23 protein-coding genes are annotated in these 25663 nt (G+C 60.8%); 7 read left to right on the top strand and 16 right to left on the bottom strand.

Annotated elements, in window-relative coordinates:
• Positions 1-326 precede the first annotated feature (326 nt).
• The 3 genes from cueR to KGB20_RS22280 all read right to left on the bottom strand — a co-directional run bounded on the left by cueR (position 327) and on the right by KGB20_RS22280 (position 3722).
• Positions 327-740, bottom strand: coding sequence for a Cu(I)-responsive transcriptional regulator (gene cueR, locus KGB20_RS22270; RefSeq protein WP_150813538.1), 414 nt, complete (start codon positions 738-740; stop codon positions 327-329).
• Positions 737-3130 (bottom strand): heavy metal translocating P-type ATPase, encoded by a 2394-nt coding sequence (locus KGB20_RS22275; protein ID WP_154861068.1) that lies wholly within the window; start codon positions 3128-3130, stop codon positions 737-739. The genes cueR and KGB20_RS22275 overlap by 4 nt, the downstream gene beginning before the upstream one ends.
• A gap of 208 nt (positions 3131-3338) precedes the next feature.
• Positions 3339-3722 (bottom strand): hypothetical protein, encoded by a 384-nt coding sequence (locus KGB20_RS22280; protein ID WP_154910993.1) that lies wholly within the window; start codon positions 3720-3722, stop codon positions 3339-3341.
• Positions 3723-3871: 149 nt separating this feature from the next.
• Here KGB20_RS22280 and KGB20_RS22285 point away from each other — a divergent pair, with 149 nt between their 5' ends.
• Entirely contained in the window at positions 3872-4069 is a 198-nt protein-coding gene (locus tag KGB20_RS22285; protein WP_057712135.1) for a heavy-metal-associated domain-containing protein, read from the top strand.
• A gap of 90 nt (positions 4070-4159) precedes the next feature.
• Positions 4160-5356 carry a multidrug effflux MFS transporter gene (locus tag KGB20_RS22290; protein ID WP_154910992.1) on the top strand — a complete coding sequence of 399 codons (1197 nt, stop codon included), beginning with the start codon at positions 4160-4162 and terminating at the stop codon, positions 5354-5356.
• Between the two features lie 418 nt (positions 5357-5774).
• Here the strand turns inward: KGB20_RS22290 and KGB20_RS22295 are convergent, their stop codons facing one another.
• A complete protein-coding gene (locus tag KGB20_RS22295) occupies positions 5775-6788 on the bottom strand; it encodes a zinc-binding alcohol dehydrogenase family protein (RefSeq protein WP_057712133.1) in 1014 nt (337 codons plus the stop codon).
• A gap of 125 nt (positions 6789-6913) precedes the next feature.
• Between KGB20_RS22295 and KGB20_RS22300 the strand changes: the two genes are divergently transcribed.
• Together KGB20_RS22300 and KGB20_RS22305 are read left to right on the top strand one after the other, a co-directional pair.
• A complete protein-coding gene (locus KGB20_RS22300; RefSeq protein WP_150815100.1) occupies positions 6914-7843 on the top strand; it encodes a LysR family transcriptional regulator in 930 nt (309 codons plus the stop codon).
• A 315-nt stretch (positions 7844-8158) separates the two neighbouring features.
• The gene (locus KGB20_RS22305; RefSeq protein WP_057712132.1) at positions 8159-8893 is read left to right on the top strand and encodes a helix-turn-helix domain-containing protein; all 735 of its coding nucleotides are present in this window, start codon (positions 8159-8161) and stop codon (positions 8891-8893) included.
• Positions 8894-8993: 100 nt separating this feature from the next.
• Here KGB20_RS22305 and KGB20_RS22310 read toward each other — a convergent pair whose 3' ends face one another.
• The 6 genes from KGB20_RS22310 to KGB20_RS22335 all read right to left on the bottom strand — a co-directional run bounded on the left by KGB20_RS22310 (position 8994) and on the right by KGB20_RS22335 (position 15112).
• Complete coding sequence (locus KGB20_RS22310) at positions 8994-9947, bottom strand: adenosine deaminase (protein WP_007996475.1); 954 nt, start codon at positions 9945-9947, stop codon at positions 8994-8996.
• 82 nt (positions 9948-10029) lie between these two features.
• Positions 10030-10995 carry an isopenicillin N synthase family dioxygenase gene (locus tag KGB20_RS22315; protein WP_150815102.1) on the bottom strand — a complete coding sequence of 322 codons (966 nt, stop codon included), beginning with the start codon at positions 10993-10995 and terminating at the stop codon, positions 10030-10032.
• A gap of 144 nt (positions 10996-11139) precedes the next feature.
• The gene (locus tag KGB20_RS22320; RefSeq protein ID WP_150815103.1) at positions 11140-12222 is read right to left on the bottom strand and encodes a BMP family ABC transporter substrate-binding protein; all 1083 of its coding nucleotides are present in this window, start codon (positions 12220-12222) and stop codon (positions 11140-11142) included.
• A 310-nt stretch (positions 12223-12532) separates the two neighbouring features.
• Complete coding sequence (locus tag KGB20_RS22325; RefSeq protein ID WP_008050330.1) at positions 12533-13891, bottom strand: 8-oxoguanine deaminase; 1359 nt, start codon at positions 13889-13891, stop codon at positions 12533-12535.
• A 155-nt stretch (positions 13892-14046) separates the two neighbouring features.
• Positions 14047-14736: an SDR family oxidoreductase gene (locus KGB20_RS22330; RefSeq protein WP_150815104.1), complete on the bottom strand. Its 690-nt coding sequence runs from the start codon at positions 14734-14736 to the stop codon at positions 14047-14049.
• A gap of 19 nt (positions 14737-14755) precedes the next feature.
• Positions 14756-15112, bottom strand: coding sequence for a MerR family transcriptional regulator (locus tag KGB20_RS22335; protein ID WP_046043778.1), 357 nt, complete (start codon positions 15110-15112; stop codon positions 14756-14758).
• A gap of 82 nt (positions 15113-15194) precedes the next feature.
• On the opposite strand from KGB20_RS22335, the gene KGB20_RS22340 reads away from it, so the two are divergent.
• Entirely contained in the window at positions 15195-15686 is a 492-nt protein-coding gene (locus tag KGB20_RS22340) for a hypothetical protein (RefSeq protein WP_150815105.1), read from the top strand.
• Here the strand turns inward: KGB20_RS22340 and KGB20_RS22345 are convergent.
• From KGB20_RS22345 to KGB20_RS22370, 6 genes are all read right to left on the bottom strand, one after another.
• The gene (locus KGB20_RS22345) at positions 15683-16609 is read right to left on the bottom strand and encodes an ABC transporter permease (protein WP_150815106.1); all 927 of its coding nucleotides are present in this window, start codon (positions 16607-16609) and stop codon (positions 15683-15685) included. The two genes, KGB20_RS22340 and KGB20_RS22345, sit on opposite strands and share 4 nt — an antisense overlap.
• Entirely contained in the window at positions 16609-17715 is a 1107-nt protein-coding gene (locus tag KGB20_RS22350) for an ABC transporter permease (RefSeq protein ID WP_154910991.1), read from the bottom strand. The genes KGB20_RS22345 and KGB20_RS22350 overlap by 1 nt, the downstream gene beginning before the upstream one ends.
• 11 nt (positions 17716-17726) lie before the next feature.
• Complete coding sequence (locus KGB20_RS22355) at positions 17727-19292, bottom strand: ABC transporter ATP-binding protein (protein ID WP_154910990.1); 1566 nt, start codon at positions 19290-19292, stop codon at positions 17727-17729.
• A gap of 546 nt (positions 19293-19838) precedes the next feature.
• A complete protein-coding gene (locus KGB20_RS22360; protein ID WP_057712123.1) occupies positions 19839-20420 on the bottom strand; it encodes an IMPACT family protein in 582 nt (193 codons plus the stop codon).
• A 6-nt stretch (positions 20421-20426) separates the two neighbouring features.
• Positions 20427-21077 carry a TetR/AcrR family transcriptional regulator gene (locus KGB20_RS22365; protein WP_090452966.1) on the bottom strand — a complete coding sequence of 217 codons (651 nt, stop codon included), beginning with the start codon at positions 21075-21077 and terminating at the stop codon, positions 20427-20429.
• A gap of 194 nt (positions 21078-21271) precedes the next feature.
• The gene (locus KGB20_RS22370; protein ID WP_150815110.1) at positions 21272-22192 is read right to left on the bottom strand and encodes a LysR family transcriptional regulator; all 921 of its coding nucleotides are present in this window, start codon (positions 22190-22192) and stop codon (positions 21272-21274) included.
• 138 nt (positions 22193-22330) lie between these two features.
• On the opposite strand from KGB20_RS22370, the gene KGB20_RS22375 reads away from it, so the two are divergent.
• Complete coding sequence (locus KGB20_RS22375; protein WP_057712120.1) at positions 22331-23680, top strand: aspartate aminotransferase family protein; 1350 nt, start codon at positions 22331-22333, stop codon at positions 23678-23680.
• A gap of 177 nt (positions 23681-23857) precedes the next feature.
• Complete coding sequence (locus KGB20_RS22380) at positions 23858-25351, top strand: CoA-acylating methylmalonate-semialdehyde dehydrogenase (protein WP_090452969.1); 1494 nt, start codon at positions 23858-23860, stop codon at positions 25349-25351.
• The last annotated feature ends 312 nt before the right edge of the window (positions 25352-25663 follow it).

A 25663-nucleotide genomic window follows, 5' to 3' on the forward strand; every position in this document is an offset into this window, starting at 1 on the left:
GCGGCTACTCATCGAGGGCCGAGCGTTGTTAGCGCAACGCTCACTACGAGCCCGGATACATTAGCGCAAGCCAGCTTTACCGAAAACAGCCCATGGGGTTGCAGGAGATGGGCTGACCATACATTTTGTGTGCAGATTCAATAATTATGTCGCCTGACAGTCCGCCTTCGCGGGCAAGCCCGCTCCCACAGATTTTGTGCCAAGCCCGAATTATGTGACCGACACTGAAACCCTGTGGGAGCGAGCTTGCTCGCGAAGACGTCGGCACATCCAGCATCAAGGTGGCAGGCAGAGCGCTTTCGCGAGCAGGCTCGCTCCCACAGGGATCAGGCATGAGTCGGGCTGGTGCAGCAGCCCGACTCCAGACTCTTGAGAATCGGGCAATCCGGCCGATGATCGCCCTGACAGTGCTCAACCAGGTCCTGCAAGGTGTCGCGCAACTGGCCGAGTTCACGGATCTTCTGGTTCAACTCATCGATGTGCTGGCGGGCCAACGCTTTCACATCGGCGCTGGCGCGCTGGCGGTCTTGCCAGAGGGTCAGCAATTTGCCGACTTCTTCCAGGGAAAACCCCAGGTCCCGCGAGCGCTTGATGAACGCCAGCGTGTGCAGGTCGTCTTCGCCGTATACCCGGTAGCCGCTGTCGGTGCGATGGGCTGCCTTGAGCAGGCCGATGGACTCGTAATAACGGATCATCTTTGCGCTCAGGCCGCTGTGGCGGGCCGCTTGGCCGATGTTCATCGGTTGTCCTCCAGGTCCTTGGGTTTCCAGGTTTTCAACAGTAGCGCATTGCTCACCACGCTGACGCTCGACAACGCCATGGCCGCACCGGCCAACACCGGGTTGAGCACGCCAAACACGGCCAGCGGAATGCCGATCAGGTTATAGACGAAGGCCCAGAACAGGTTCTGCCGAATCTTGGCGTAGGTCTTGCGGCTGATCTCCAATGCGGCCGGCACCAGGCGTGGATCGCCGCGCATCAGGGTGATGCCGGCCGCGTGCATGGCGACGTCGGTGCCGCCACCCATGGCGATGCCGATGTCGGCGGCGGCCAGTGCCGGGGCGTCGTTGATGCCGTCACCGACCATCGCCACCACCCCGGTCTGTTTCAGTGCGGCGACCGTGGCGGCTTTGTCCGCCGGCAGCACTTCGGCATACACATCGTGGATGCCCAAGGCCTGGGCCACCACGTTGGCGCTGCCACGATTGTCGCCGGTCAGCAGATGGCTGCTGATGTTTCGTGCGCTCAGTTGTTGCACCGCTTGCAGCGCGCCGGGCTTGAGGGTGTCACCAAAGGCGAACAGGCCCAGCACGTGGGGTTCGGGGGATTGTTCGATCAGCCAGGACAAGGTCCGGCCTTCTTTTTCCCACGCGATCGCCGAGTCGGCCAACGGCCCGGCACTCAAGCCGCTGTCTTCCAGCAGACGCCGATTGCCCAGCGCCAGGCGACGCCCTTCGAGGTTGCCGGCGATGCCGCGACCAGTCAGGGACTGGCTGTCGCTGACATCGGCCACCTTCAGTCCACGCTCGGCACAGGCATCCAGAACAGCCTTGGCCAACGGATGCTCACTGCCGCGTTGCAGGGCGCCGGCCAATTGCAGCAGGCCCGCCTCATTACCGTCGATGGCACTCAGATGAGCAATGCGCGGGGCGCCGGAGGTAAGGGTGCCGGTCTTGTCGAACACCACCGCGCTCACTTCATGGGCCCGCTCCAGTGCTTCGGCGTCCTTGATCAGAATTCCGTAGCGTGCCGCCACGCCGGTGCCGGCCATGATCGCCGTCGGTGTGGCCAGGCCCAACGCGCATGGGCAGGCGATCACCAGCACCGCCACGGCGTTGATCAGCGCGGTTTCCATCGGCGCGCCATACAGCCACCAGCCGATCAGGGTGGCCAGGGCAATCAGCAGTACGGTGGGCACGAAGACCTGGCTGACTTTATCCACCAGTTTCTGGATCGGCGCTTTTGCGGCCTGGGCGTCTTCCACCAGCCGGATGATCCGCGCCAGCACGGTTTCCGCACCGAGGGCCTGGGTACGCACCAGCAGCCGGCCTTCACCGTTGATCGCGCCGCCGGTGACCTTGTCGCCGGGCTGCTTGGGCACTGGCAGACTCTCGCCGCTGATCAGGGCTTCGTCGGCGTGGCTCTGACCTTCAATCACTTCGCCATCCACCGGGAAGCGTTCGCCGGGTTTGACCATCACCAGGTCATTGAGGCGCAGGGCGCTGATGGCGACGTCTTGCTCGTGACCATCGGTCACCCGAATCGCACGTTCCGGACGCAAGGCTTCGAGGGCTCGAATGGCGCTGGCAGTCTGGCGCTTGGCGCGGCTTTCCAGGTACTTGCCCAGCAGCACCAGGGCGATCACCACCGCCGAGGCTTCGAAATACAGATGTGGCATGCGCCCGGCGGCGGTGGCCCATTCGTACAGGCTCAAGCCATACCCGGCGCTGGTGCCCAGGGCGACCAGCAAATCCATGTTGCCGGCCCCGGCGCGCACGGCTTTCCAGGCGGCGACGTAAAACCGTGCGCCGAAGATGAATTGCACCGGAGTGGCCAAGGCGAATTGCGCCCAGGCCGGGAGCATCCAGTGCACGCCGAATGGCTGTAGCAACATCGGCAATACCAGCGGCAAGGCGAGGGCAATGGCGATGATCAAGGCCAGGCGTTCGCGGTGCAGGCGCTGTTGCTGATTGTCGGTTGGCGGGTGTTCGGCTTCCCAGACGCTGGCGCTGTAGCCAGCCTTTGTCACAGCGGCGATCAAGGTCTGCGGATCGATCTGGCCAAGCAGTTCAAGGTGGGCGCGTTCGTTGGCCAGGTTGACGCTGACGCTTTTCACTCCGGCCACCTTGCCCAGCGCACGCTCGACGCGACCGGTGCAGGATGCGCAGGTCATGCCGTCGATGCTCAATTCCAGGCTCTGTTGCGGCACGCTGTAGCCGGCCTTGGCCACGGCATCTATCAAGGCCGGCAAGCTGTCGCCGGGTGCCTGGACCCGCGCCTGCTCAGTGGCGAGGTTGACGCTGACGGCACTGGCGCCTATGACTTTGCTCAAGGCGCGCTCGACCCGCCCGGCGCAACTGGCGCAGGTCATGCCGGCAATCGGCAGGTCGAACGTGGTGGATTCGGACATTGGTCGCACTCCCTGTAGTAGATGACCACAGGATCAACCTTGCCATGCTGGCAAGGTCAAGCGCCAATCTCAAACGTGCCGCTGATCTAATATGGGAGCGGCGGTGCGGCGATCCGACGTGCTCGCGAAGGCGGAGTACCAGTCAACAGAGTTGTTGAATGTAACGGCCTAATCGCGAGCAAGCTCGCTCCCACAGGGGGTATAGATGTCAGTAGCCGAGACCGGCGCGCTTGAGGTACATCCCTTCCTGCGTCATCGCGATCCGGTACTTGAGCACATCGCCAGCCTTGAGCCGGATATCCTGCGAACCTGGCGCGAGCATGCCCGGATTGCAACCCGGCATCTGGCCCGGCAGCAGTTTCAGGCGCAGCGAGACGATGCCCGGCGGCAGGTTGAACGAGGTGCTCTGTTCCTGAAACAGCCGCGCCGCCAGTTGATCCTGAATGTACACGCCGATTTCGCAACTGGTCGCGACTTCCAGGCGCTCGCGGGAAATGATCAGCACGCCATAATCCTGACTGGCAGCATTGGTCGAAGGCACGGCGGCGAAAAGGCTGAGAAAGCCAAACAGGCTGAAAACTGACCAGCGCATGGCTGAATCTCCTGAGTTCGAGTCATTGATGGACGCAGCTTGGCCGAGCGTCGCGCCGATTGCCAGCCCGGCAGCTCACTTCAGAACTTGACCTTGCCATGGTGGCAAGCTCGAAACTGGGTTCAACCCTCGGAAAAAGGAGTCATCCCATGCAAGTGTTCAACGTCGAAGGCATGTCTTGTGGTCACTGTGTCAAGGCCATCACCCAGGCGCTCCAGGCCAAAGACCCGGCAGCCAGTGTGCGGGTCGATCTGGCTGCCAGGGAGGTCGGTGTCGAAAGTGCGCTGACCGCCGAGCAGGTGATCGAGGCGATCAGCGAAGAGGGTTACGGCGTCAAACTGGCCTGAATTTGATAGTTAGCGAGCTACCGGAATGTTCAAGGCGTCCGTGCGCGGCTAGACTGTCGGGCTGCCGACTTCTGCCCCACTGGATGCCTGATGAACTTCCGTACCATTCTGATTCTCGGCGCCTTGAGCGCTTTCGGTCCGCTGGCGATCGATTTCTACCTGCCGGCCTTCCCGGCCATGGCCCTGGCTTTCGGCACGGACGAAAATCATGTCCAGATGACGTTGGCGGCCTACTTCCTCGGCTTGTCCATCGGTCAGTTGGCCTATGGTCCGGTGGCGGATCGTTTCGGGCGACGCATTCCGTTGCTCATCGGTGTCGGTTTGTTCACCGTTGCTTCCGTGGCGTGCGCCTATGCACCGAACCTGGAATGGCTGATCGGCGCGCGTTTCATCCAGGCGTTGGGCGGTTGCGCGGGGATGGTGATTTCCCGGGCGGTGGTTAGCGACAAGTGTGATGCGGTGGGGTCGGCGAAAGTCTTTTCGCAACTGATGCTGGTGATGGGACTTGCTCCCATCCTTGCGCCATTGCTGGGTGGGTTGTTGGTCAACACGACAGGCTGGCAGTCGATTTTTCTGGCCTTGACCGGTTTCAGTGCGCTGGCGGGGCTGGCGGTTGCGACGGGCTTGCCGGAAAGCTTGCCGGCCCACATACCGCGTCAACCGCTGTCCGGTGCGCTGCGTCAGTACGGTCGGTTGCTGGCCGACCCCATATTTCTTGGCCATGCCTTGACCGGGGGCATCGCCATCGCCGGGATGTTTGCCTACATCGCCGGTTCGCCCTTCATCTTCATCAAGCTCTACGGCGTTGCGGCCGAGCATTTCGGCTGGCTGTTCGGCATCAATGCGGCGGGCTTCATTCTGGTGGCGCAGGTCAACGCGCGGTTACTGGCCAAACGTGGCCCGATGTTTTTGCTGGCGCGCGCGGTGTGGGGTTATCTGGCGGCCGGTTTGACCCTGCTCGCTGTCAGCTCTCTACACACGGCACAATTGTGGCCGCTGCTGATTCCATTGTTCATCTGTATCGCCAGCCTCGGTTGCATCAGCCCCAACGCGGCGGCTTGTGCGATGAGCGGGCAGGGCGCATGGGCCGGCAGCGCGTCGGCGCTGCTCGGTTGCCTGCAATTCAGCGTGGCTGCCGGCGCCTCTGCGCTGGTGGGCGTGTTGCACGACGGCAGCGCCGTGCCGATGGCTATGGTCATCAGCCTGTGTGGAATTCTGGTGGTGAGCGCGGCGGTGCTCACCCGGCGTTTGCAAAATGCCCGGGCGCTGGCGCAAGCCCGGGTTTGAGGCCGGAGTCAGCCGGCTGCGCGCTGCGTGAGGAGGACGGGAATCGGGTGAGGGGCCTGGATGCGGGCTTCAAGGGTACGCGTGAAAGCGCGAGCTTCTGCTTCGCTGCGGAACGTCACAGCATGTTGGTCAAGACGGACTTGCCACTGGGATTTTGCCAGTTCTTTTATCAGGATCTTCACAGCTGATCACCTCTCGTAAAAGACGTTACGCAAAAGAATGCCTCGCAGGAGATTCGATTGTAGACCCGTACACGGTCACCATTGTGACAAGGATCAACTGTCTGACTGACGGTTTGTAACTAAAAAAAACACGGCTTTTCGAGGGCGCCCACAGCGGTTGTCCGCGACCGGAGCGTCCCGGTCGCAGACGGAAAACAGCAGAAAGCGATGAAATCTGGGGCGGTTTTTTCAGCGCTTCAGAACCCTTCCAATACAATCTTGCCCTTGGCTTTGCCGCTTTCCAGTAGGGCGTGGGCACGGCGCAGATTGGCCGCGTTGATCGTGCCGAAGTGTTCCCCCATCGTGGTTTTAAGTGTCCCGGCATCGATCAGCCAGGCGACGCGATTGAGCAGGTTGTGCTGTTCGATCATGTCCGCGGTTTCAAACAGCGAACGGGTGTACATGAACTCCCAGTGCAGTGACAGGCTCTTGCGCTTGAGCTTGGTCACGTCCAGCGACTTGGGGTCATCGATCAACGCCAGTTTGCCTTGGGGCGCCAATGCCTCCACCAATTGGTCCAGATGCTGGTCGGTCTGGGTCAGGCTGGCGACGTGGGTAACCTGGTCCACACCGGCACGCTTGAGTGCTTCGCTCAGTGGCTGGCCATGGTCGATCACCAGGTCAGCGCCCAGTTCCTTCACCCAGCTTTGGGTCTGCGCACGCGAAGCGGTGCCGATGACTTTCAGGGCCGTCAGTTGGTGAGCGAGCTGCGTAAGAATCGAGCCCACGCCACCTGCCGCACCGACGATCAACAGGCTCTGGCCTTCATCGGTTTTGCCTTCGCGCACTTGCAGGCGCTCGAACAACAGTTCCCACGCCGTGATCGCGGTGAGCGGCAGGGCAGCGGCTTCGGCGAATCCGAGGGTCTTGGGCATGTGGCCGACGATGCGCTCGTCCACCACATGCAACTCGCTGTTGCCGCCCGCCCGCGCGATGGAGCCAGCGTAAAACACCTGGTCGCCGACCGAGAACAGCGTCACCTCACTGCCCACGGCCTTGACCACACCGGCCACGTCCCAACCCAGCACTTTGGCCGCGCCGCCTTCGGGCTGGACGTTCTGGCGCACCTTGGTGTCCACCGGGTTGACCGAGATGGCTTTGACTTCCACGAGCAAGTCGCGGGGGCCGGCAACCGGCTCTGGCAGCTCGATGTCTTGCAGAGCCTTGTTGTCGCTGATCGGCAACGAGGCGTAGTAGGCAATGGCTTTCATGGGCGGCTCCTGAACACTAATAAAGAAGGGATTCGATGGGGCAGATGATTGGCTATTTCTCCTGAAGATAAAACCGGCTAAAAGAGCAGTCTCTTTCAATATTTTTTTGATAATCGGTGTTCTTGATGCTGCGTTTCGATGACTTGCAGTTGTTTGTCCGGGCGGCGGACTTGGGCAGCCTGTCCGCCGCCGCGCGGGGCATGGACATGTCGGCGGCGGTGGCCAGTGCGGCGCTCAAGCGCATCGAACAGCAACTCGGCGCCCGTTTACTGGCCCGCTCTACCCGCAGCCTGCGCCTGACCGCCGAAGGCGAGGGCTTTCTTGAATACGCCCGCGCGGCCCTGAGCAATCTCGACGAGGGCCGGCGATTGCTGGCCAGTGGTCAGGATCAGGTCAGCGGGGTGCTGCAACTGTCGGCGCCATCGGACTTTGGCCGCAACCTGCTGCTGCCCTGGCTCGACGAGTTTCAACGCGAGCATCCGAAACTCACCGTGCGCTTGCTGCTGGGGGACCGCATCGCCGACCTGTTTCGCCAGCCGGTAGACATTGCCCTGCGCTACGGTGAACCGGAGGACTCCAGCCTGGTGGCGCTGCCCATCGCCCCGCAGAACCGACGGGTGTTGTGCGCCGCTCCCGGCTATCTGGCCCGGCATGGCGAGCCGCGGCAGCTGGAGCAACTGGCACAGCACAATTGCCTGTTGTACATGCTCGGCAGCCGGGTCCACGATCACTGGAGTTTTCACGACGGCAAACGCGAAGTCAGCCTGACCGTCAGCGGCGATCGTTTCAGCGACGATGCCGATGTCGTGCGCCTATGGGCCGTGGCAGGTGCCGGGATCGCTTACAAATCCTGGCTCGATGTGGCCGCCGATGTACTGGCCGGCCGCTTGAAGGTGCTGATGTCGGAGCTGCTGTGTGAGCGCGCACCGTTGAATCTGTTGTGCGCCCATCGCGCACAATTGAGTAAGCCGGTGAACCTGTTGCGTGAAATGCTTGCCAGACGATGCGCCCTTTTGAGCAGTCAATTTCCAGGCTTTTCGGGAATCGATCATTAGTCGCACGAAAAAAGAGAAATTTCCCTCAGGAACGATCACCACCTACGCCGGGTGGAGGAAAGGATCCGCCGACCAACCCGCATATACTAGCGCCCTCATCATGTAAGTAGCGTCGATCCCCAATGGTGGGTCCACGTTCGAGTCGGCCCGGCTGCACGGTCATCCTTCTGGCCTTCGCAGCATCGGCCAGGTAGCGCAAATGGTTGAGCAAGGCGTTGCCGGGCTTATGGCAGTTTCCACGGATTGGCCGACGACACATTACTGGTCAAGATTTCTCTGGGCAGTAGACGAAACGATTCAACAGGGAGTGAATACATGGAACATGCACCTTGCATCAGCCAGATCGCCACGTTGCTGGCTGACCCAAAGCGCAGCGCAATGATGTGGGCCTTGATGGATGGTTCGGCGCGAGCAACCGAAGAGTTGGCATTGCTGGCCGGCCTGTCATCGTCGTCGGCCAGTGCACACTTGGGCCGTTTGTCCGCCGGAGGTCTGCTGAAGGTTGAAAACCGCGGCCGCAAACGCTTCTTCCGCCTGGCCGCTCCCGAGGTCGGAGCGGCAATCGAAGCACTGGCCAGCGCGACCTTCGCCAGCGCACCCCAGGATATTCCGGACGTATTCAAGCGCAATGCACCTCTGGTCAAACCCCGGGTGGTGCGGTCGCCATTGTTGAGTGCCCGACTGTGCGACGATCATTTGGGGGGCACCCTGTCCGCCGATCTGTATCAGCGGCTGCTGGAGGCGGGCTGGATCGAACACTTTGATCAGCGGGTCACGGTCACGCTCAAGGGCGCGACAGAGTTGGCGGCACGGGGAGTGTTCATCCAGGCGCTGGCCCATCACAACGGCAGGGTTGCCTGCGCCTGCCCCGACTGGAGCGAAAGGCGCCCGCACATGGGCGGCTCGCTGGGCGCGGCATTGTTGCAGCTGTTCATGCAGTCGGGGTGGTTGAGCCTGCCCAACGATTCCCGAACCTTGCAGGTGACGGCCTCCGGGCAACGGGAAATTCATCGCTTTGCCAGTGAGTCCGAACTGGAAATGGCTCTGTAGGAGCCGGCTTGCCGGCGATGGCGGCCTCTCATCAGCATCAATACTGGAGGTGAGGGCCTTATCGCTGGCAAGCCAGCTCCTGCAAGGTTTGCGTTTGCCTTTAGGGTTTTACCAACCGCGCATCGAGACTGTTCTGCGCCAGGCGCTTGGCCTGATCCTGGGTCATGCCCAGATGGGTGTGCAACGCATGGAAGTTCTCGGTGACATAACCGCCGAAATACGCCGGGTCATCGGAGTTCACGGTCACTTTCACGCCGCGTTCCAGCATGTCGAGAATGTTGTGCTGCGACATGTGATCGAACACGCAAAGCTTGGTGTTCGACAACGGGCACACGGTCAGGGGGATCTGCTCGTCGATGATTCGCTGCATCAGGCGCTCGTCTTCGATGGCGCGCACGCCATGGTCGATGCGCTGGATTTTCAGCAGGTCGATGGCTTCCCAGATGTACTCGGGCGGGCCTTCTTCGCCGGCGTGGGCGACGGTCAGGAAGCCTTCGTGGCGGGCACGGTCGAACACGCGCTGGAACTTGCTCGGCGGGTGGCCCATCTCGGAGCTGTCCAGGCCCACGGCGACGAACGCATCGCGGAACGGCAGCGCCTGGTCGAGGGTTTTCTGTGCTTCGTCTTCGCTCAGATGGCGCAGGAAGCTCAGGATCAAACCACTGGTGATGCCCAGTTGCTGTTCACCATCCTTGAGCGCGGCGGCGATGCCGTTGAGCACCACTTCGAACGGGATGCCACGGTCGGTGTGGGTCTGCGGGTCGAAGAACGGTTCGGTGTGAATCACGTTCTGCTCTTTGCAGCGCAGCAGGTACGCCCAGGTCAGGTCATAGAAGTCCTGGGACGTGCGCAGCACATCGGCACCCCGGTAATACAGATCGAGGAACTCCTGCAGGTTGTTGAAGGCATACGCCTTGCGCAAGGTTTCGACGTCGTTCCATGGCAAGGCAATCTTGTTGCGCTCGGCCAGGGCGAACAACAGCTCCGGCTCCAGCGAGCCTTCCAGGTGCAGGTGCAATTCTGCCTTGGGCAGGGCGTTCAGCCAGTCGTACATAATTCTTTTCTCATCAGGTGCAATGGTCGCCATTCTACAGAGGGTTGCCGCAACAATTGGTAAAACCTGACCAGGCGGTTGATCACAACGCTTCCGGTTCCCGTCGATAAGCGTAGGTATCGGCGAAGCGCGAGAGCAGGAACTCGGCGCAGGTGGTGGCCGGGTATTTCGCCGGGTGCAATGTGTCCTGACATCCGGGCAGGCATTCGATGCGGGTATCCGGGTGCGGCTCGGCGAAGAACGGCATCGAATAACGATCCACGCCCTGGGGGCTGATCACCCGGTGTGGCGTCGACAGGTAACGGTCGTTGCTCCAGCGCGCCATCATGTCGCCGAGGTTGACCACGAACGTACCTTCGATCGGCGGCGCGTCGATCCATTCGCCTTTGACGTTGCGTACTTGCAAGCCACCGGCGGCGTCCTGATAGAGCAGGGTGATGCAGCCGTAGTCGGTGTGCGCGCCGGCACCTTGTTGCTCTTCGGAACTGGCGGTGTGGCGCGGCGGGTAATGGATCATCCGCAGCACGCTGACCGGCTCATTGAAGCGCGCGTCGAAGAAATCACGCTCAATCCCCAGCGCGATGGTCATTGCCCGCAACAGCGTTTGCGCGAGGGCTTGCATGTCGACGTAGTGCTGCTCCATCAGCGCTTCCCAGCCGGGTATGGACGGATGGCGATTGGGGCCGCGCAAGGGTTTTTCCACCAGTACGTCAGGGTGCTCGGCCGGCAGGTGCAGGCCCATGTCGAAGGTTTCTTTGAGGTCGCTGGGTTTGCTCGGGTCCAATTGCTCGGTGGCAATGGCGCCGTAACCGCGATGGTGACGGGTCCGGGTGATGTCGATCTTGAGCTTTTCGGCGGTAGGTTGGCCGAAGAAGCGTTTGGCGCTGTCGAGTAGTTCGTCGATACGCGCAGTGCTGATCGGATGGCCCTTGATGTAGAAGAAACCCCACTCGCGGCAGGCGAGGTCGATTTGTTCGGCGACAGTTTGCCAGGCGATTTGGTCGGCGCTGTAGAGCGGGGCGATGTCGATGATGGGGAGTTGATTCATGCGCAGTCCTTAAGAACGCTGAAGATCCAATGTGGGAGCGGGCTTGCTCGCGAAAACGGTGTATCAGGCGACATATGTATCGACTGAGATGACGCCTTCGCGAGCAAGCCCGCTCCCACAGGTACCGTGTCCTGACCGGAAAAATTACTTCGGAATCTCGGCCTTCATGCCTTCCACGTAGTAATTCATCGACGCCAGTTCCGCCGTGGTCGCACTCTCGCCCGCCGGGATTTTCTCGACCCCGGCCTGATCCTTGATCGGCCCGGTGAACAATCGCAGCGCACCGCTCTTGATGTCGGCAATGAGCTGCTCGGCTTCGCTCTTCACCGTCGCCGGTACCAGGTCGCTGATCGGTAGTTCAACGGTGCCCTCCTTCAAACCGCCCCAGTAGTCCCGGGATTTCCAGTCATGGTCGAGCACGCTTTGGGTTGCTTGAACGTAGTGCGGTCCCCAGTCATTGACGATGGAGGTCAGCACCGCTTTCGGCCCGAAGTGCGCCATGTCCGAAGCGTAGCCCACGGCATACACGCCGCGACGTTCGGCGGCCTGGATCGGCGCGGGACTGTCGGTGTGCTGGAACACCACGTCCACGCCCTGATCGATCAACGCGTTGGCGGCGTCCGCCTCCTTGCCCGGATCGAACCATGAGTTGACCCACACCACCTTGATCTCGGTACCGGGATTGTATTTGTTCAGGGCCAACTGGATGGCGTTAATGTCGCGGATCACTTCCGGAATCGGGAAGGAGGCAACGTAGCCGACCTTCTTGGTCTTGGTCATCTTCGCCGCGAGGAAGCCGCCGACGTAGCGGCCCTCGTAAGTGCGCGCCAGGTAAGTGCCGAGGTTCTTGTCCTGCTTGTAGCCGGTGGCGTGTTCGAAGGTCACCTTGGGAAACTGTTTGGCAACTTTCACCGTCGGGTTCATGTAGCCGAAGGAGGTGGTGAAGATCAGGTCGTATTTGTCCTTGGCCATGTTGCGGATCACCCGCTCGGCGTCGGCGCCTTCGGCGACGTTTTCCACGTAGTTGGTGGTGATCTGCGAGCCGAATTTTTCCGCGAGTTCCTTGCGCCCCTGTTCATGCTGATACGTCCAGCCGTGGTCACCGATCGGACCGATATAGACGAAGCCGACTTTCAGCGGATCGGCAGCTACGGCGGTCAGGCTGGCGCTCAAACCGATGGCCGCCGCAACGGCGCAAAGCAGCTTCTTCAACGGACGTTTGTGCATGAATTGAAACTCCATTTTGTTGTGAGGTTGGCTGGGCTCTCGGGCTTGCACAGGGCAATGCAAGTTGCTGACCAACAAGACAACAAAATTGGAATCCACGGTGATGCCATCGCGAGCAGGCTCGCGACAGGTCCTTCAAGTCCGATAACAGTGCATGTCCTTACACAGCTGCCACCCACTGGTGCGCCAATCCACAAAACCAATGTGGGAGCGGGCTTGCTCGCGAAGGCGGTGTGTCAGTCACATAAATATCGACTGATACAACGCCTTCGCGAGCAAGCCCGCTCCCACAGTTTTAATCGGTGTTGTATCAGGTCCCGGCGATCAGTTGCCGTGCCGCCTGGCTGTGATCAGCAATCAACCCCTTCAGATCCAGCCCCTCGACCTGTCCGTCGATCACCCGCCACTTGCCGCCGACCATCACTCGATCCGCGCGATCAGCACCACACAGCAGCAACGCCGACACCGGATCATGACTGCCGGAGAAACGCAGCTCATCGAGCTTGAACATCGCCAGGTCAGCCTGCTTGCCCACCGCCAACTCGCCGATATCGGTACGGCCCAGCAGGCTCGCCGAACCCTTGGTCGCCCAGCCCAACACGCGCTCCGGGGTGATCTTCTCGGCGCCGTAGCGCAGGCGCTGGATGTACAGGGCCTGACGCGCTTCGAGCATCATGTTCGAGGCATCGTTGGATGCCGAACCATCCACACCCAAACCAAGCAAGGCACCAGCATCGGTCAACTCGATGCTCGGACAGATGCCCGAGGCCAGGCGCATGTTCGAACTCGGGCAATGGCAAATACCGGTGCCGGCGGCGCCGAGGCGGGCGATTTCATCCGGGTTGAAATGGATGCCATGGGCCAGCCAGGTGCGCGGGCCGAGCCAGCCGACACTGTCCAGATAGTCCACGGTGCGCAGGCCGAAGCGTTGCAGGCAGAAATCTTCTTCATCGAGGGTTTCTGCCAGGTGGGTGTGCAGGCGCACGTCGAGTTTGTTCGCCAGCTCGGCACTGGCCGACATGATTTCCGGCGTCACCGAGAACGGCGAGCAGGGTGCCAGGGCGATCTGGATTTGCGCGCCGTCACCGCGTTCATGGTACTCGGCGATCAACCGCTGACTGTCGGCGAGGATCACTTCGCCTTCCTGCACGGTCTGTTGCGGCGGCAGGCCACCGTCCTTTTCACCGAGGCTCATGGATCCGCGGGTGAGCATGGCGCGCATGCCCAGTTCACGAACGCTCTCGACTTGCACGTCGATCGCGTTTTCCAGACCTTCAGGGAACAGGTAGTGATGGTCGGCGGCGGTGGTGCAACCGGACAGCAGCAATTCAGCCAGCGCGACCTTGGTGGCGAGAGCGAGTTTTTCCGGGGTCAGGCGTGCCCAGACCGGGTACAGGGTTTTCAGCCACGGGAACAGCGGCTGATTGACCACCGGCGCCCAGGCGCGGGTCAGGGTTTGATAGAAGTGGTGATGGGTGTTGATCAGGCCCGGCAGGATCACATGTTCGCGGGCATCGAACACTTCATTGCACGGTGCGGACGGTTGTTGACCGGCGCCGAGTACTTCGACGATCAAACCGTCTTGCAGCACCAGGCCGCCACGGGCATCGAGACCATTGGACGTGAAAATGGCGAGGGGATTCTTTAACCAGGTACGGGTCGCAGGCATGTTGGCCGGCTCCTCTGAAAGTTGGGTTCAGGGTTGCCAGCTCAGTGTTGCCCTGTCTGCTGATCCAGGTTCGCCGGGGAGGCGAGGTGCGAAGTGTCGATCAAAACGGCCCGGCGGGCAAGCCCGACCCGACAGGCAGATGCAACCCGGCGGTATTACCAGGGAATGGTTTCGCCCCGGTAATTGATGAAGTGATGCCCACCCTTGCCGACATACGCATTCACCTGATCGACCAGGCCACGGGTGCTGGTTTCCACGTCGATGTCCGCGCCTTCACCACCCATGTCGGTTTTCACCCAGCCCGGGTGCAGCGACAGCACGGTGAGCCTGGTTTCGCCCAACTGAGTGACGAAGCTGTTGGTCATGGAGTTCAACGCCGCCTTGCTGGCCTTGTACAGTGCCAGTTCCGGCGCATCGGGCATGGTCACGCTGCCCAGCACCGAACTCATGAACGCCAGCACGCCGGTGTCCGGTCGCAGTTGCTCGACAAAACTCTGGGCCAGGTTGATCGGTGCCACGGCGTTGGTGAAAAACAGCTGACCGACTTCGGCCATTGTCGCGCCACCGTTCGGCGTCTGGACATCCGGTCCCTTGACCCCGGCATTGACGAACAACAGGTCAAACACGTCGCCCTTGAGTTGTTGGCTCAGGGCGGACACCGCTTGCTGATCGTCCATGTCGAGCGTTTCGATCCGCACCTTGCCCAGGGCCTGCAAGGCTTCGGCTTTTTGCGGATCGCGCACGGTGGCGGTGACTTGCCAGCCATCGGCCAACAGGGTTTTCACCAGCCCGAGGCCAAGCCCCCGGGAGGCGCCGATGATGAGCGCGGTTTTTGCCTTGGACATGAGTGGCTTCCTTGAAAATTCAGAGTCGTGGATTCAATGGACACTGTTGCCCGAGCCGTTGTTGCAACTCTTCGCGCAGTGCGCCGAGTTCGGCCATGCGGGCTTCGATCAGTTTGAGTTTGTCTTGCAGCAGTTGCGTGACGGCGCTGTCCGGATCGGGCGATTGCCAGATTGTAGCGACGCTGTTGCCGATCTCGCCGAGGGTAAAGCCCAGTCGTTGAGCGGTCTTGATGTACTGCACCAATTGCACCATGTCTGGCGGATAGTCGCGATACCCGTTGGCGCTGCGTTGCGCCGCAATCAATCCGCGCTGCTCGTAAAAGCGCAGCGTGTCGCGGCTGACGGCGCTGGCCTGGGCTAATTCACCGATGCGCATCATGACGTCTCGAGGGGGCTTGACCCTGGAGCATACTCCAGGCTTTAGCCTTGTTGCTCCCTGAATTGATGGAGCAATGTCGATGTGGACTACAACGCAATATCGCCGGTTGGTGCAAGGCAGTGCCTGGTATGACCTGATCGTGATGGTCGCGTTTGTCACGCCGTGGAGTTTTGCGGCGTTGCATGGGGTTTTGACGTGGGTGAGTCAGGCGTTGAGTTTGCCCGGTGAGCTGCCACCGTTCGAGCCGGTGCACATGTTGATGGCGAATTTGTTGGGCTCGATTGTGTGCGTATGGGCGGTGTTGCGGATTCGTGATCCGCAGCAGGTTTATGGGCGGTATGACGCCGTGGGCAGATTCCTGTTCTCGGCCTGGCAGGCTTATGCCCTGATCCATGGCGCGAGTTCGCTGCTGGTGGTTTTTCTGGCGTTTGAATTGGCGTGGGGCGTGGCTCAGGTGTTGCCTGTTCGGACGCCTTCGCGAGCAAGCCCGCTCCCACATTTGACCGAGTTCACACCCATCCAATGTGGGAGCGGGCTTGCTCGCGAAGAGGCCCGCCCAGGCACAGCCTAATGCCCAGCCTGCCACGGCTGCCCCAATGACACCGGCGCATACAACCGTGTGCGCACCGCATCCCGGGACAGCAGCACCAGCACCCCAATGGTCGCGACATACGGCAACATCGCCAGCAGACTCGACGGAATCGCCAGCCCCAGTCCCTGCGCCACCAGGTGCAGGATGCTGGCGAGCCCGAACAGGTACGCGCCGAGCAGCAGGCGCCACACCCGCCAACTGGCGAACACCACCAGCGCCAGGGCAATCCAGCCGCGCCCGGCGCTCATGTTCTCCGCCCACATCGGCGTGTAAGCCAGGGACAGGTAAGCCCCGGCCAATCCGGCCATCGCACCGCCGAACAACACCGCCAAGGTCCGCACGGCCAACACCGGCAAGCCCATGGCGCTGGCCGCATCCGGGTTTTCCCCGATCGCCTGAATGATCAGCCCGACGCGGCTTTTCAGAATCACCCAGACCACTAATGCAAACAATGCGAACGACAGATACACCAGCAGATCCTGGGCAAACAGCATCCGCCCGATCAGTGGGATTTCACTCAGATAGGGAATCGCCATCGGCTCGAATCCCGCCAGCGGCTTGCCGACCCACGCCGCACCGACGAAGGTCGACAGGCCCACGCCGAAAATCGTCAGGGCAAGACCTGTGGCCACCTGATTGGCGTTGAACACCAGCGCTATCAGGGCAAACAGCGACGACAACAGCATCCCGGCGAGCATTGCCAGCAACACGCCGAGCCACAGGTGACCGGTATTGAACGCGACGATGAAACCGATCACCGCACCAAACAGCATCATGCCTTCCTGGCCCAGGTTGAGGACGCCGCTTTTCTCGCAGATCAGTTCCCCCAGCGCCACCAGCAACAACGGTGTACCGCAGCGGACCATGGCGTAGAAAATATTGCTCAGCAGATCGATATCCATCACATCGCTCCAGTCTGTACGACGGTGGATTGCGCGCGGCGGGCCCAGCGCAGGTTCAAACGCGGCCGGTAGAGAATCAGCACATCACTGGCCAGCAGGAAAAACAGCATCATGCCCTGGAACAATTGGGTGATCGCTTGCGGCAGGTTCAGGCTCATTTGTGCGCTTTCGCCACCGATGTACAGCAGCGCCATCAACAGGCTGGAAAACAGGATGCCGACAGGATTCAGACGGCCGAGAAATGCCACGGTGATCGCCGCATAGCCGTAGCCCGGCGAGACCTGCGGCACCAGCTGGCCGATGGGACCGGTGACTTCGCACACACCGGCAAGCCCCGCCAGGCCGCCGCTGATCGAGAGCGCGAGCCAGATCAGGCGCTTCTCGCGAAAGCCGACGAAGCCGGCGGCACGCTTGTCCAGCCCGAGCACTTTGATCTGGAAACCGACAAAGCTTTTCTGCAACAGCACCCATACCGCCACCAACGCTAGCAGGGCGAAGTAAACCCCGGCGTGGACCCGGCCATCGTCCATCAGCAGCGGCAGGCGGCTGGCGTCACCGAACATCGCCGACTCGGGGAAGTTGAACCCGGCGGGATCTTTCAAAGGGCCGTGAACGCAGAACAGCAGCAGATTCAGTGCAATGTAGTTGAGCATGATACTGGTCAGGATCTCATTGGCGTTGAAGCGCGTGCGCAGCCACGCCGTCAGCCCGGCCCACGCAGCGCCCGCCAGGGTGCCGGTAAGCAGGATCAACACCAGCGCCCAGCGGCTTTGCATATCGATGATGTTCACCGCCAGCGCACTGCCGGCCAGCGCACCGAGCAGCAGTTGACCTTCGGCACCGATGTTCCAGATGCGCGCCTGATAGGCGACGGCCAGGCCCAATGCGCAGAGCAGAATCGGCAGGGCTTTGACCAGCAATTCGGAGACGCCGTACAGGTCGCTGACCGGTGCGATCAGCAAGGTGTGCAAGGTCAGCAACGGGTCATGCCCGAGCGCCATAAACAACAACGATCCACAGCCCAGGGTCAGTGCAGCCGCCAGCAACGGCGAGCACCACAGCATCAGGCGCGATTGCTGGCCGCGAGGTTCAAGAGAAAGCAGCATGTGACACTCCGTTAACGCGTGGCGGATGCGAGTGATTGGGGGGCGCCGAACTGGCCGGCCATCCAGCCGCCGACATCGCTCAGGCGGGTGTCGACGGTGGCGTGAAGCGCCGACAGCCGACCGCCGCACAAGGCGCCGAGCCGGTCGCTGATCTGGAACAGTTCGTCCAGGTCTTCGGAGATCACCAGGATCGCCGCGCCGGCATCGCGCAAGGCAATCAAGGCGCGGTGAATGGTGGCGGCGGCACCGACGTCCACGCCCCAGGTCGGGTGTGCGGCGACCAGCAGACTGGGTTGTTGAAGGATTTCCCGACCGAGGATGAATTTCTGCAAGTTGCCGCCGGACAGGCTGCGGGCCGGCGCCTGGCTATCGGGTGTCTTGACCCCGAAACGGCGGATGATTTCCTCGGCCAGTGCTTCGACTTTGCCGCGCTGGATCAGGCCGTTACTCACCAAGCCGTGCTGGAAAGCAGTCAGCAGCGCGTTGTCCGCCAGGCTCAGTTCCGGCACCGCACCATGACCCAGGCGCTCGGCGGGGACGAACGCCAAGCCGAGTTGGCGGCGAGCATCGGGACGCAAATGGGCGACTGGCTCCTTGCCAAAACGGATCGTCGCGCTGGCGTTGCGGGGCAGCAGTGCTTCGCCGCTGAGCAAGGCCAGTAACTCATCCTGGCCATTGCCGGCGACACCGGCGATGCCGACAATTTCACCGCGGCGCACTTCAAGGTCGATGTTGGCAAGCGAGCAGCCGAATGGGTCCGGGTTGTGCCAGGACAATCCACGGACATCAAGGCACGCATCACCTCCGGTAACCTTCGGATAGTCAGCGATCAACTCCGCCGCTTCACCGACCATCAAGCGCGCCAGTTGCTGGTCCGAACACTCGGCCGGCACGCAATGCCCGGCCACCCGACCGCCTCGTAAAACCGTTGCGCTGTGGCACAACGCACGCACTTCCCCGAGCTTGTGGCTGATGAACAAAATGCTGCAGCCTTCGGCGGCGAGTCGGCGCAGGGTAACGAACAAGTCATCGGCCTCTTGCGGCGTCAGCACCGAAGTCGGTTCATCGAGAATCAACAGGCGGATGTCCTGCATCAGGCAGCGAATGATTTCCACCCGCTGCCGTTCACCGATCGACAGGCTGTGGACAAGTCGCTCCGGTTCCAGCGTCATGCCGTAGCGCCGGGACACTTCGCGAATCTTCGGCTCAAGCTGTTTGGGTGTGCCTGCCGCCGCGCCCATGGCCAGGGCGATGTTCTGTGCCACGCTCAGGGTTTCGAACAGCGAAAAATGCTGGAATACCATGCCGATTCCCAAACCCCGGGCCTGGGCCGGATTGCGCAGGCTCACCCGCTGACCTTGCCAGATCACCTCGCCGGAATCGGCGTGGGTAACGCCGTAGATGATCTTCATCAGCGTGCTTTTGCCCGCACCGTTTTCGCCGAGCAGGGCATGGATCTCGCCAGGGGCAATGGTCAGGTCGATGGCATCGTTGGCCAGGCAGCCGGGGTAGCGTTTTGTGATTCTGCGCAGTTGCAGGCGCGGAACTGGGTCAGGGATTGGAGCGTGATTGGGCATGACAGGCTCAGTGCTGTTGGACTTGTGCCTGTGGATAAAGCAATTTTCTGGCCACTAGGTCAGGAAAATCTCGAAGTCCTGCGACCAGAGGCGTTCAGTACGCAGCTTTCAAATGTGCCACGCACAACCCGGCACCACATGGGGGCAATGGCGCAAATCAAGCCCCGATTTTGCTCGTGCGGTTTTGCTCAAAAAATGAGCAATCGACCACAAGCCATACCGTACACGGCGCCGAGACGGCCATGAACGGGTTATCCACAGATTGCTCCACAGTATTTGTGTGCAAGCTCACAGCACGGGCATAAGCACTGAGTGGCTACTTCTAAAGGCGATAAACCGCTGTAACTATTTGTTTTTATTTGAATTTGACGTGCTTGATGGCAGATTGGACGAAAATTGAGCAAAGTCCGCAAAGCCGCATGACAAAAGGGTTACAGCGGTATGTGCTCAGGTTATCCACAGGCGGGTGCACAGCAGATGTGGGCAAATATGGAATAAGTGAAAAAGCGGCGTGCCCCAAAAAATTGCAGCCGGTGCTGAAGCCTTTTAGCGCCGTAACAAAATTCGCCCGCGACTCAAATCGGCCAGTTGTGACTGTAAGGTGTCGATTTGCGCATCGCCTACGGCCAACTGCAACTCGACACCATTGGCGGTGAAGCTTTCATCCACAACCAATCCACCTGCCTCCGCCACCCGCAGCTTGACCAGGGCCAACTCGGCAAATCCGCAAGCGCAACTCAGCGGCACTCGGCTGATCAGCTCAATCTTTGGTGCCGCTTGCAGGCATTTGTTCGCACCACCGCCATAGGCCCGGGCGAGTCCGCCGGTACCCAGTTGGATGCCGCCATACCAGCGAATCACCAGCACCGCGACCTGATCGCAATCCTGTGCCTCGATCGCCGCCAGAATCGGCCGGCCGGCCGTACCGCCGGGCTCGCCATCATCGGTGCTGCGGTACTGATCACCGAGCTTCCAGGCCCAGCAGTTGTGCGAGGCATTCAAGTCGCTGTGCTGTTCAATGAACGCCTGGGCCTCAGCCGGGCTGGAGATCGGCGCGGCGAAGGTAATGAAGCGGCTCTTGCGAATCTCTTCGCGGTATTCGCAAAAACCGCTGAGGGTAAATGGCATAAGTGCTTAGATGGCAGGTTTCAGGCCGCAGCCCTTGAGAATGATGCGGATCAGGTTATCCCCGGCGTCTTCCATGTCCTGTTTGGTCAACTTGGTACGTCCGGTGACGCGGCAGATCTGCGTGGCGAAGTCGGCGTAGTGCTGGGTGCTGCCCCACAACAGGAAGATCAGGTGCACCGGATCGACCGGGTCCATTTTACCGGCGTCGATCCAGGCCTGGAACACGCCCGCACGACCCTGGAACCAGGCGCGATAGTCCTGGTTGAAATACTCGGTCAGGCACTCGCCGCCGCTGATGACTTCCATGGCAAAAATCCGCGAGGCTTGCGGCTGGCGCCGGGAGAACTCCATTTTGGCGCGGATGTAGCGGGTCAAGGCTTCGGTCGGATCGTCCTCGGCGGTGAGGGTGTTGAACGTGCTGTCCCACAGCTCGATGATGTTGCTCAGCACCGCCACGTACAAACCGAGCTTGTTGGTGAAGTAGTAATGCAGGTTTGCCTTGGGCAACCCGGCATTCTGGGCGATGGTGTTCATGCTCGTGCCTTTGTACCCGTGACGGGCGAACTCGTCTTCGGCGGCCTTGATGATGGTCTCTTCGTTTTTCTGACGAATGCGGCTGACGTGTTTTGCGCCGTGGGCTGGGACTTCAAAGGTCATAAGCACTTCCGAACGAGTGGGTGGGACGGCCAGTGCGTTGATAACGTACCCACCGGTTTCAGACAAGACCTCACACAATAAAACACTGCACCGCAAGCTAATGTGGGAGCGGGCTTGCTCGCGAAGGCGTCGTCCCAGTCAATACTCATGTGACTGACACACCGCCTTCGCGAGCAAGCCCGCTCCCACAGTTTTCAACGCGTCGCGGCCAGGCTCTCGAGAAAACTCTCCAGCACCAGATGCGGTCGGCGTCCCTTGCGTGTGACCGACGCCAGGCTGAGGTCATAGAAGCGTGTTTTTTCTTTCAGCGCTCGCAACCGGCCTTGCTGTACCCAAAGACTCGCGTAGTGATCCGGCAGGTAACCGATATAGCGTCCGGTCAGGATCAGGAAGGCCATGCCTTCGCGGTCCGAGGCGCTGGCGGTGCAATTGAGCGCCTGATAATGGGCCTGGATTTCCGCCGGCAAACGAAAGGTCGGGGCGATGGCGTCCTGGCTGTTCAGGCGTTCGTCGTCCAGTTGTTTGTCGTCGACATAAAACAGCGGGTGACCGACCGCGCAGTACAACAGCGATCGCTCGCTATACAGCGGTTGATACTCCAGCCCCGACAATGCGCTGGCCTGCGGTACCACGCCGACGTGCAGGCGACCGTCGAGCACGCCTTGTTCGACTTCATTGGGCGCGATCATGCGGATCTGGATCTGCACGTCCGGGCCGCGTTCTTTCAATTGCGCGAGGGCATGGGTGATGCGCATGTGGGGCAGGGTGACCAGGTTGTCCGTCAAACCGATGATCAATTCGCCGCGCAAGTGCTGGTGCAGGCCATTGACCTCGGTGCGGAAGCTTTCCAGCGCACTTAACAGCTGCAATGCCGATTGATAGACCTCGCGGCCCTCTTCGGTCAGGGAAAACCCGGCACGTCCCCGTTGGCACAGGCGCAGTCCGAGGCGTTGCTCCAGATCGCTCATCTGTTGGCTGATCGCCGAGCGACCGATGCCCAGCACGGTCTCCGCCGCGGAGAAGCCGCCGCATTCCACCACGCTGCGGAAAATCCTCAGCAGGCGAATATCAAAGTCGCTGACCTGGGCCAGCGGATCGGGACGGCGAGTACTCATGCGGGTTACTCAAAGTTTAGTAGTTGGCTGACTGAACATTAGAAAAGTTGGATTTCACCGACTTTATCCCCGTGGCAATTTAGCTGCAACAACGGTTTTCAATCCTTACGCCGCTTATTGCCTTGCGAGGTTACGCCCATGAACCAGCCTGAAAACGCACCGACTTCCCTGGCCAGCCAGCTCAAGCTCGATGCTCACTGGATGCCTTACACCGCCAACCGCAACTTCCAGCGCGATCCACGGCTGATCGTTGGCGCCGAAGGCAGTTGGCTGATCGACGACAAAGGCCGCAAGGTATATGACTCGCTGTCCGGTCTGTGGACCTGTGGCGCCGGGCACACTCGTAAGGAAATCCAGGAAGCGGTCGCCAAGCAACTGGGCACCCTCGATTACTCGCCAGGCTTCCAGTACGGCCATCCGCTGTCCTTTCAGTTGGCTGAAAAAATCACCGACCTGACCCCGGGCAACCTCAACCACGTGTTCTTCACCGACTCGGGTTCCGAGTGCGCTGACACCGCTGTAAAAATGGTCCGTGCTTACTGGCGCCTGAAGGGCCAGTCGACCAAGACCAAAATGATCGGCCGTGCCCGTGGTTATCACGGTGTGAACATCGCCGGCACCAGCCTCGGTGGCGTGAACGGCAACCGCAAGCTGTTCGGTCAGGCGATGATGGACGTCGATCACCTGCCGCACACTTTGCTGGCAAGCAACGCTTACTCCCGTGGCATGCCGGAGCAGGGCGGTATCGCCCTGGCTGACGAACTGTTGAAGCTGATCGAACTGCACGATGCGTCGAACATCGCGGCGGTATTCGTCGAGCCATTGGCCGGTTCCGCTGGCGTGCTGGTGCCGCCACAGGGTTACCTCAAGCGTCTGCGTGAAATCTGTGACCAGCACAACATCCTGCTGGTGTTTGATGAAGTGATCACCGGTTTCGGCCGTACCGGCACCATGTTCGGTGCTACCACCTTCGGCGTGACACCGGACCTGATGTGCATCGCCAAGCAAGTTACCAACGGTGCGATCCCGATGGGCGCGGTGATTGCCAGCTCCGAGATCTACCAGACTTTCATGAATCAGCCGACGCCTGAATACGCGGTTGAATTCCCCCATGGCTACACCTATTCCGCGCACCCGGTGGCTTGCGCCGCTGGCCTGGCAGCACTCGACCTGCTGCAAAAGGAAAACCTGGTACAGAGCGTGGCCGAAGTCGCACCGCATTTCGAAAATGCGCTGCACGGCCTCAAAGGCACCAAGAACATCATCGACATCCGCAACTACGGCCTGGCCGGCGCGATCCAGATCGCTCCACGTGACGGCGACGCGATCGTGCGTCCGTTCGAAGCCGGCATGGCGCTGTGGAAAGCCGGGTTCTACGTACGCTTCGGCGGCGACACCCTGCAGTTCGGCCCAACCTTCAACAGCAAGCCGCAGGACCTGGATCGTCTGTTCGACGCGGTCGGCGAAGTGCTGAGCAAGATCGACTGATTTGACAACACACCTGTAGGAGCGAGCTTGCTCGCGATGGACGTTAACGATGATGTGGGCTGCCTGGATGAACACAGCGCCCTCACCATCTTCGCGAGCAAGCTCGCTCCTACAAAAAGCATCTATATAGCAGGCGCTCTTTAATGGACGCCTGTGGACAACTTTTCAGGAGCTTCCATGAGCGTTATTCCGCATTTGATCAATGGCGAACTGGTGACCGAGAACGGTCGCGCGGTTGATGTGTTCAACCCGTCTACCGGTCAGGCAATTCACAAGTTGCCGCTGGCGACCCGCGAAACCATCCAGAGCGCCATCGACGCGGCCAAGGCTGCATTCCCGGCCTGGCGCAACACGCCGCCGGCCAAGCGTGCCCAAGTGATGTTCCGCTTCAAGCAACTGCTGGAGCAGAACGAAGCGCGTATCGCCCAACTGATCAGCGAAGAGCACGGCAAGACCCTGGAAGATGCTGCCGGTGAATTGAAGCGCGGCATCGAGAACGTCGAGTTCGCTTGCGCGGCTCCGGAAATCCTCAAGGGCGAGTACAGCCGTAACGTCGGACCGAACATCGACGCCTGGTCTGACTTCCAGCCGCTGGGCGTGGTGGCCGGTATCACTCCGTTCAACTTCCCGGCCATGGTGCCGTTGTGGATGTACCCGCTGGCGATCGTCTGCGGTAACTGCTTTATCCTCAAGCCTTCCGAGCGTGACCCGAGCTCGACGCTGCTGATTGCACAGCTTCTGCTGGAGGCTGGCTTGCCCAAAGGCGTGCTGAGCGTGGTACACGGTGACAAGACTGCGGTGGACGCGTTGATCGAAGCGCCGGAAGTCAAAGCGCTGAGCTTCGTGGGTTCGACGCCGATTGCCGAATACATCTATTCCGAAGGCACCAAGCGTGGCAAACGCGTCCAGGCCCTGGGCGGTGCGAAGAACCACGCCGTGCTGATGCCGGATGCAGACCTGGACAACGCCGTCAGCGCACTGATGGGCGCGGCTTACGGTTCTTGCGGCGAGCGTTGCATGGCAATCTCGGTAGCGGTGTGCGTGGGTGACCAGGTGGCCGATGCACTGGTGGCCAAACTGGTTCCGCAAATCAAGGCGCTGAAAATCGGTGCCGGTACCAACTGCGGCCTGGACATGGGCCCACTGGTGACTGGCCAGGCGCGCGACAAGGTCAGCGGTTATGTAGAAGACGGCGTAGCTGCCGGCGCGACACTGGTGGTGGACGGCCGAGGCCTGACCGTCGCTGGTCACGAGGAAGGCTTCTTCCTGGGTGGTTGCCTGTTCGACAACGTCACGCCAGAAATGCGCATCTATAAAGAAGAGATCTTCGGGCCGGTGCTGTGCGTTGTTCGGGTCAACAGCCTGGAAGAAGCCATGCAACTGATCAACGATCACGAATATGGCAACGGCACCTGCATCTTCACCCGTGACGGCGAAGCCGCGCGGTTGTTCTGCGACGAAATCGAAGTCGGCATGGTCGGTGTCAACGTACCGCTGCCGGTGCCGGTGGCTTATCACAGCTTTGGCGGCTGGAAGCGTTCGCTGTTCGGCGACCTGCATGCCTACGGCCCGGATGGCGTGCGCTTCTACACCCGTCGCAAGGCCATCACCCAGCGCTGGCCACAGCGTGCGAGCCACGAGGCTTCGCAATTCGCGTTCCCTAGCTTGTAAGTAGAAGGGCGCAGAAGGCCGACCCATTGGGTCGGCCTTTTTGTTTTCGGGGCTTTTTTGCCCTATATGACAGAATTGTGAAAATAGCTGTTGACGGCAGATTCCAGGTGTCTATAATTCGCCCCACTTCCGGCGCAGTCGAAACGGAAAACTCCTTGGTAAACAAAGAGTTACGCAGTTTTCGACAGCAGGTTGCTTCAGTTCATCGAAGCACAAAGGGAGTTGAAAAAGAGGTGTTGACAGCAGCGTGTAACGCTGTAGAATTCGCCTCCCGCTGACGAGAGATCTGAAGCGCAAGTGGTTGAAGTTACA

Source organism: Pseudomonas sp. BF-R-30 (assembly GCF_019956175.1).
Taxonomy (GTDB): domain Bacteria; phylum Pseudomonadota; class Gammaproteobacteria; order Pseudomonadales; family Pseudomonadaceae; genus Aquipseudomonas; species Aquipseudomonas jessenii.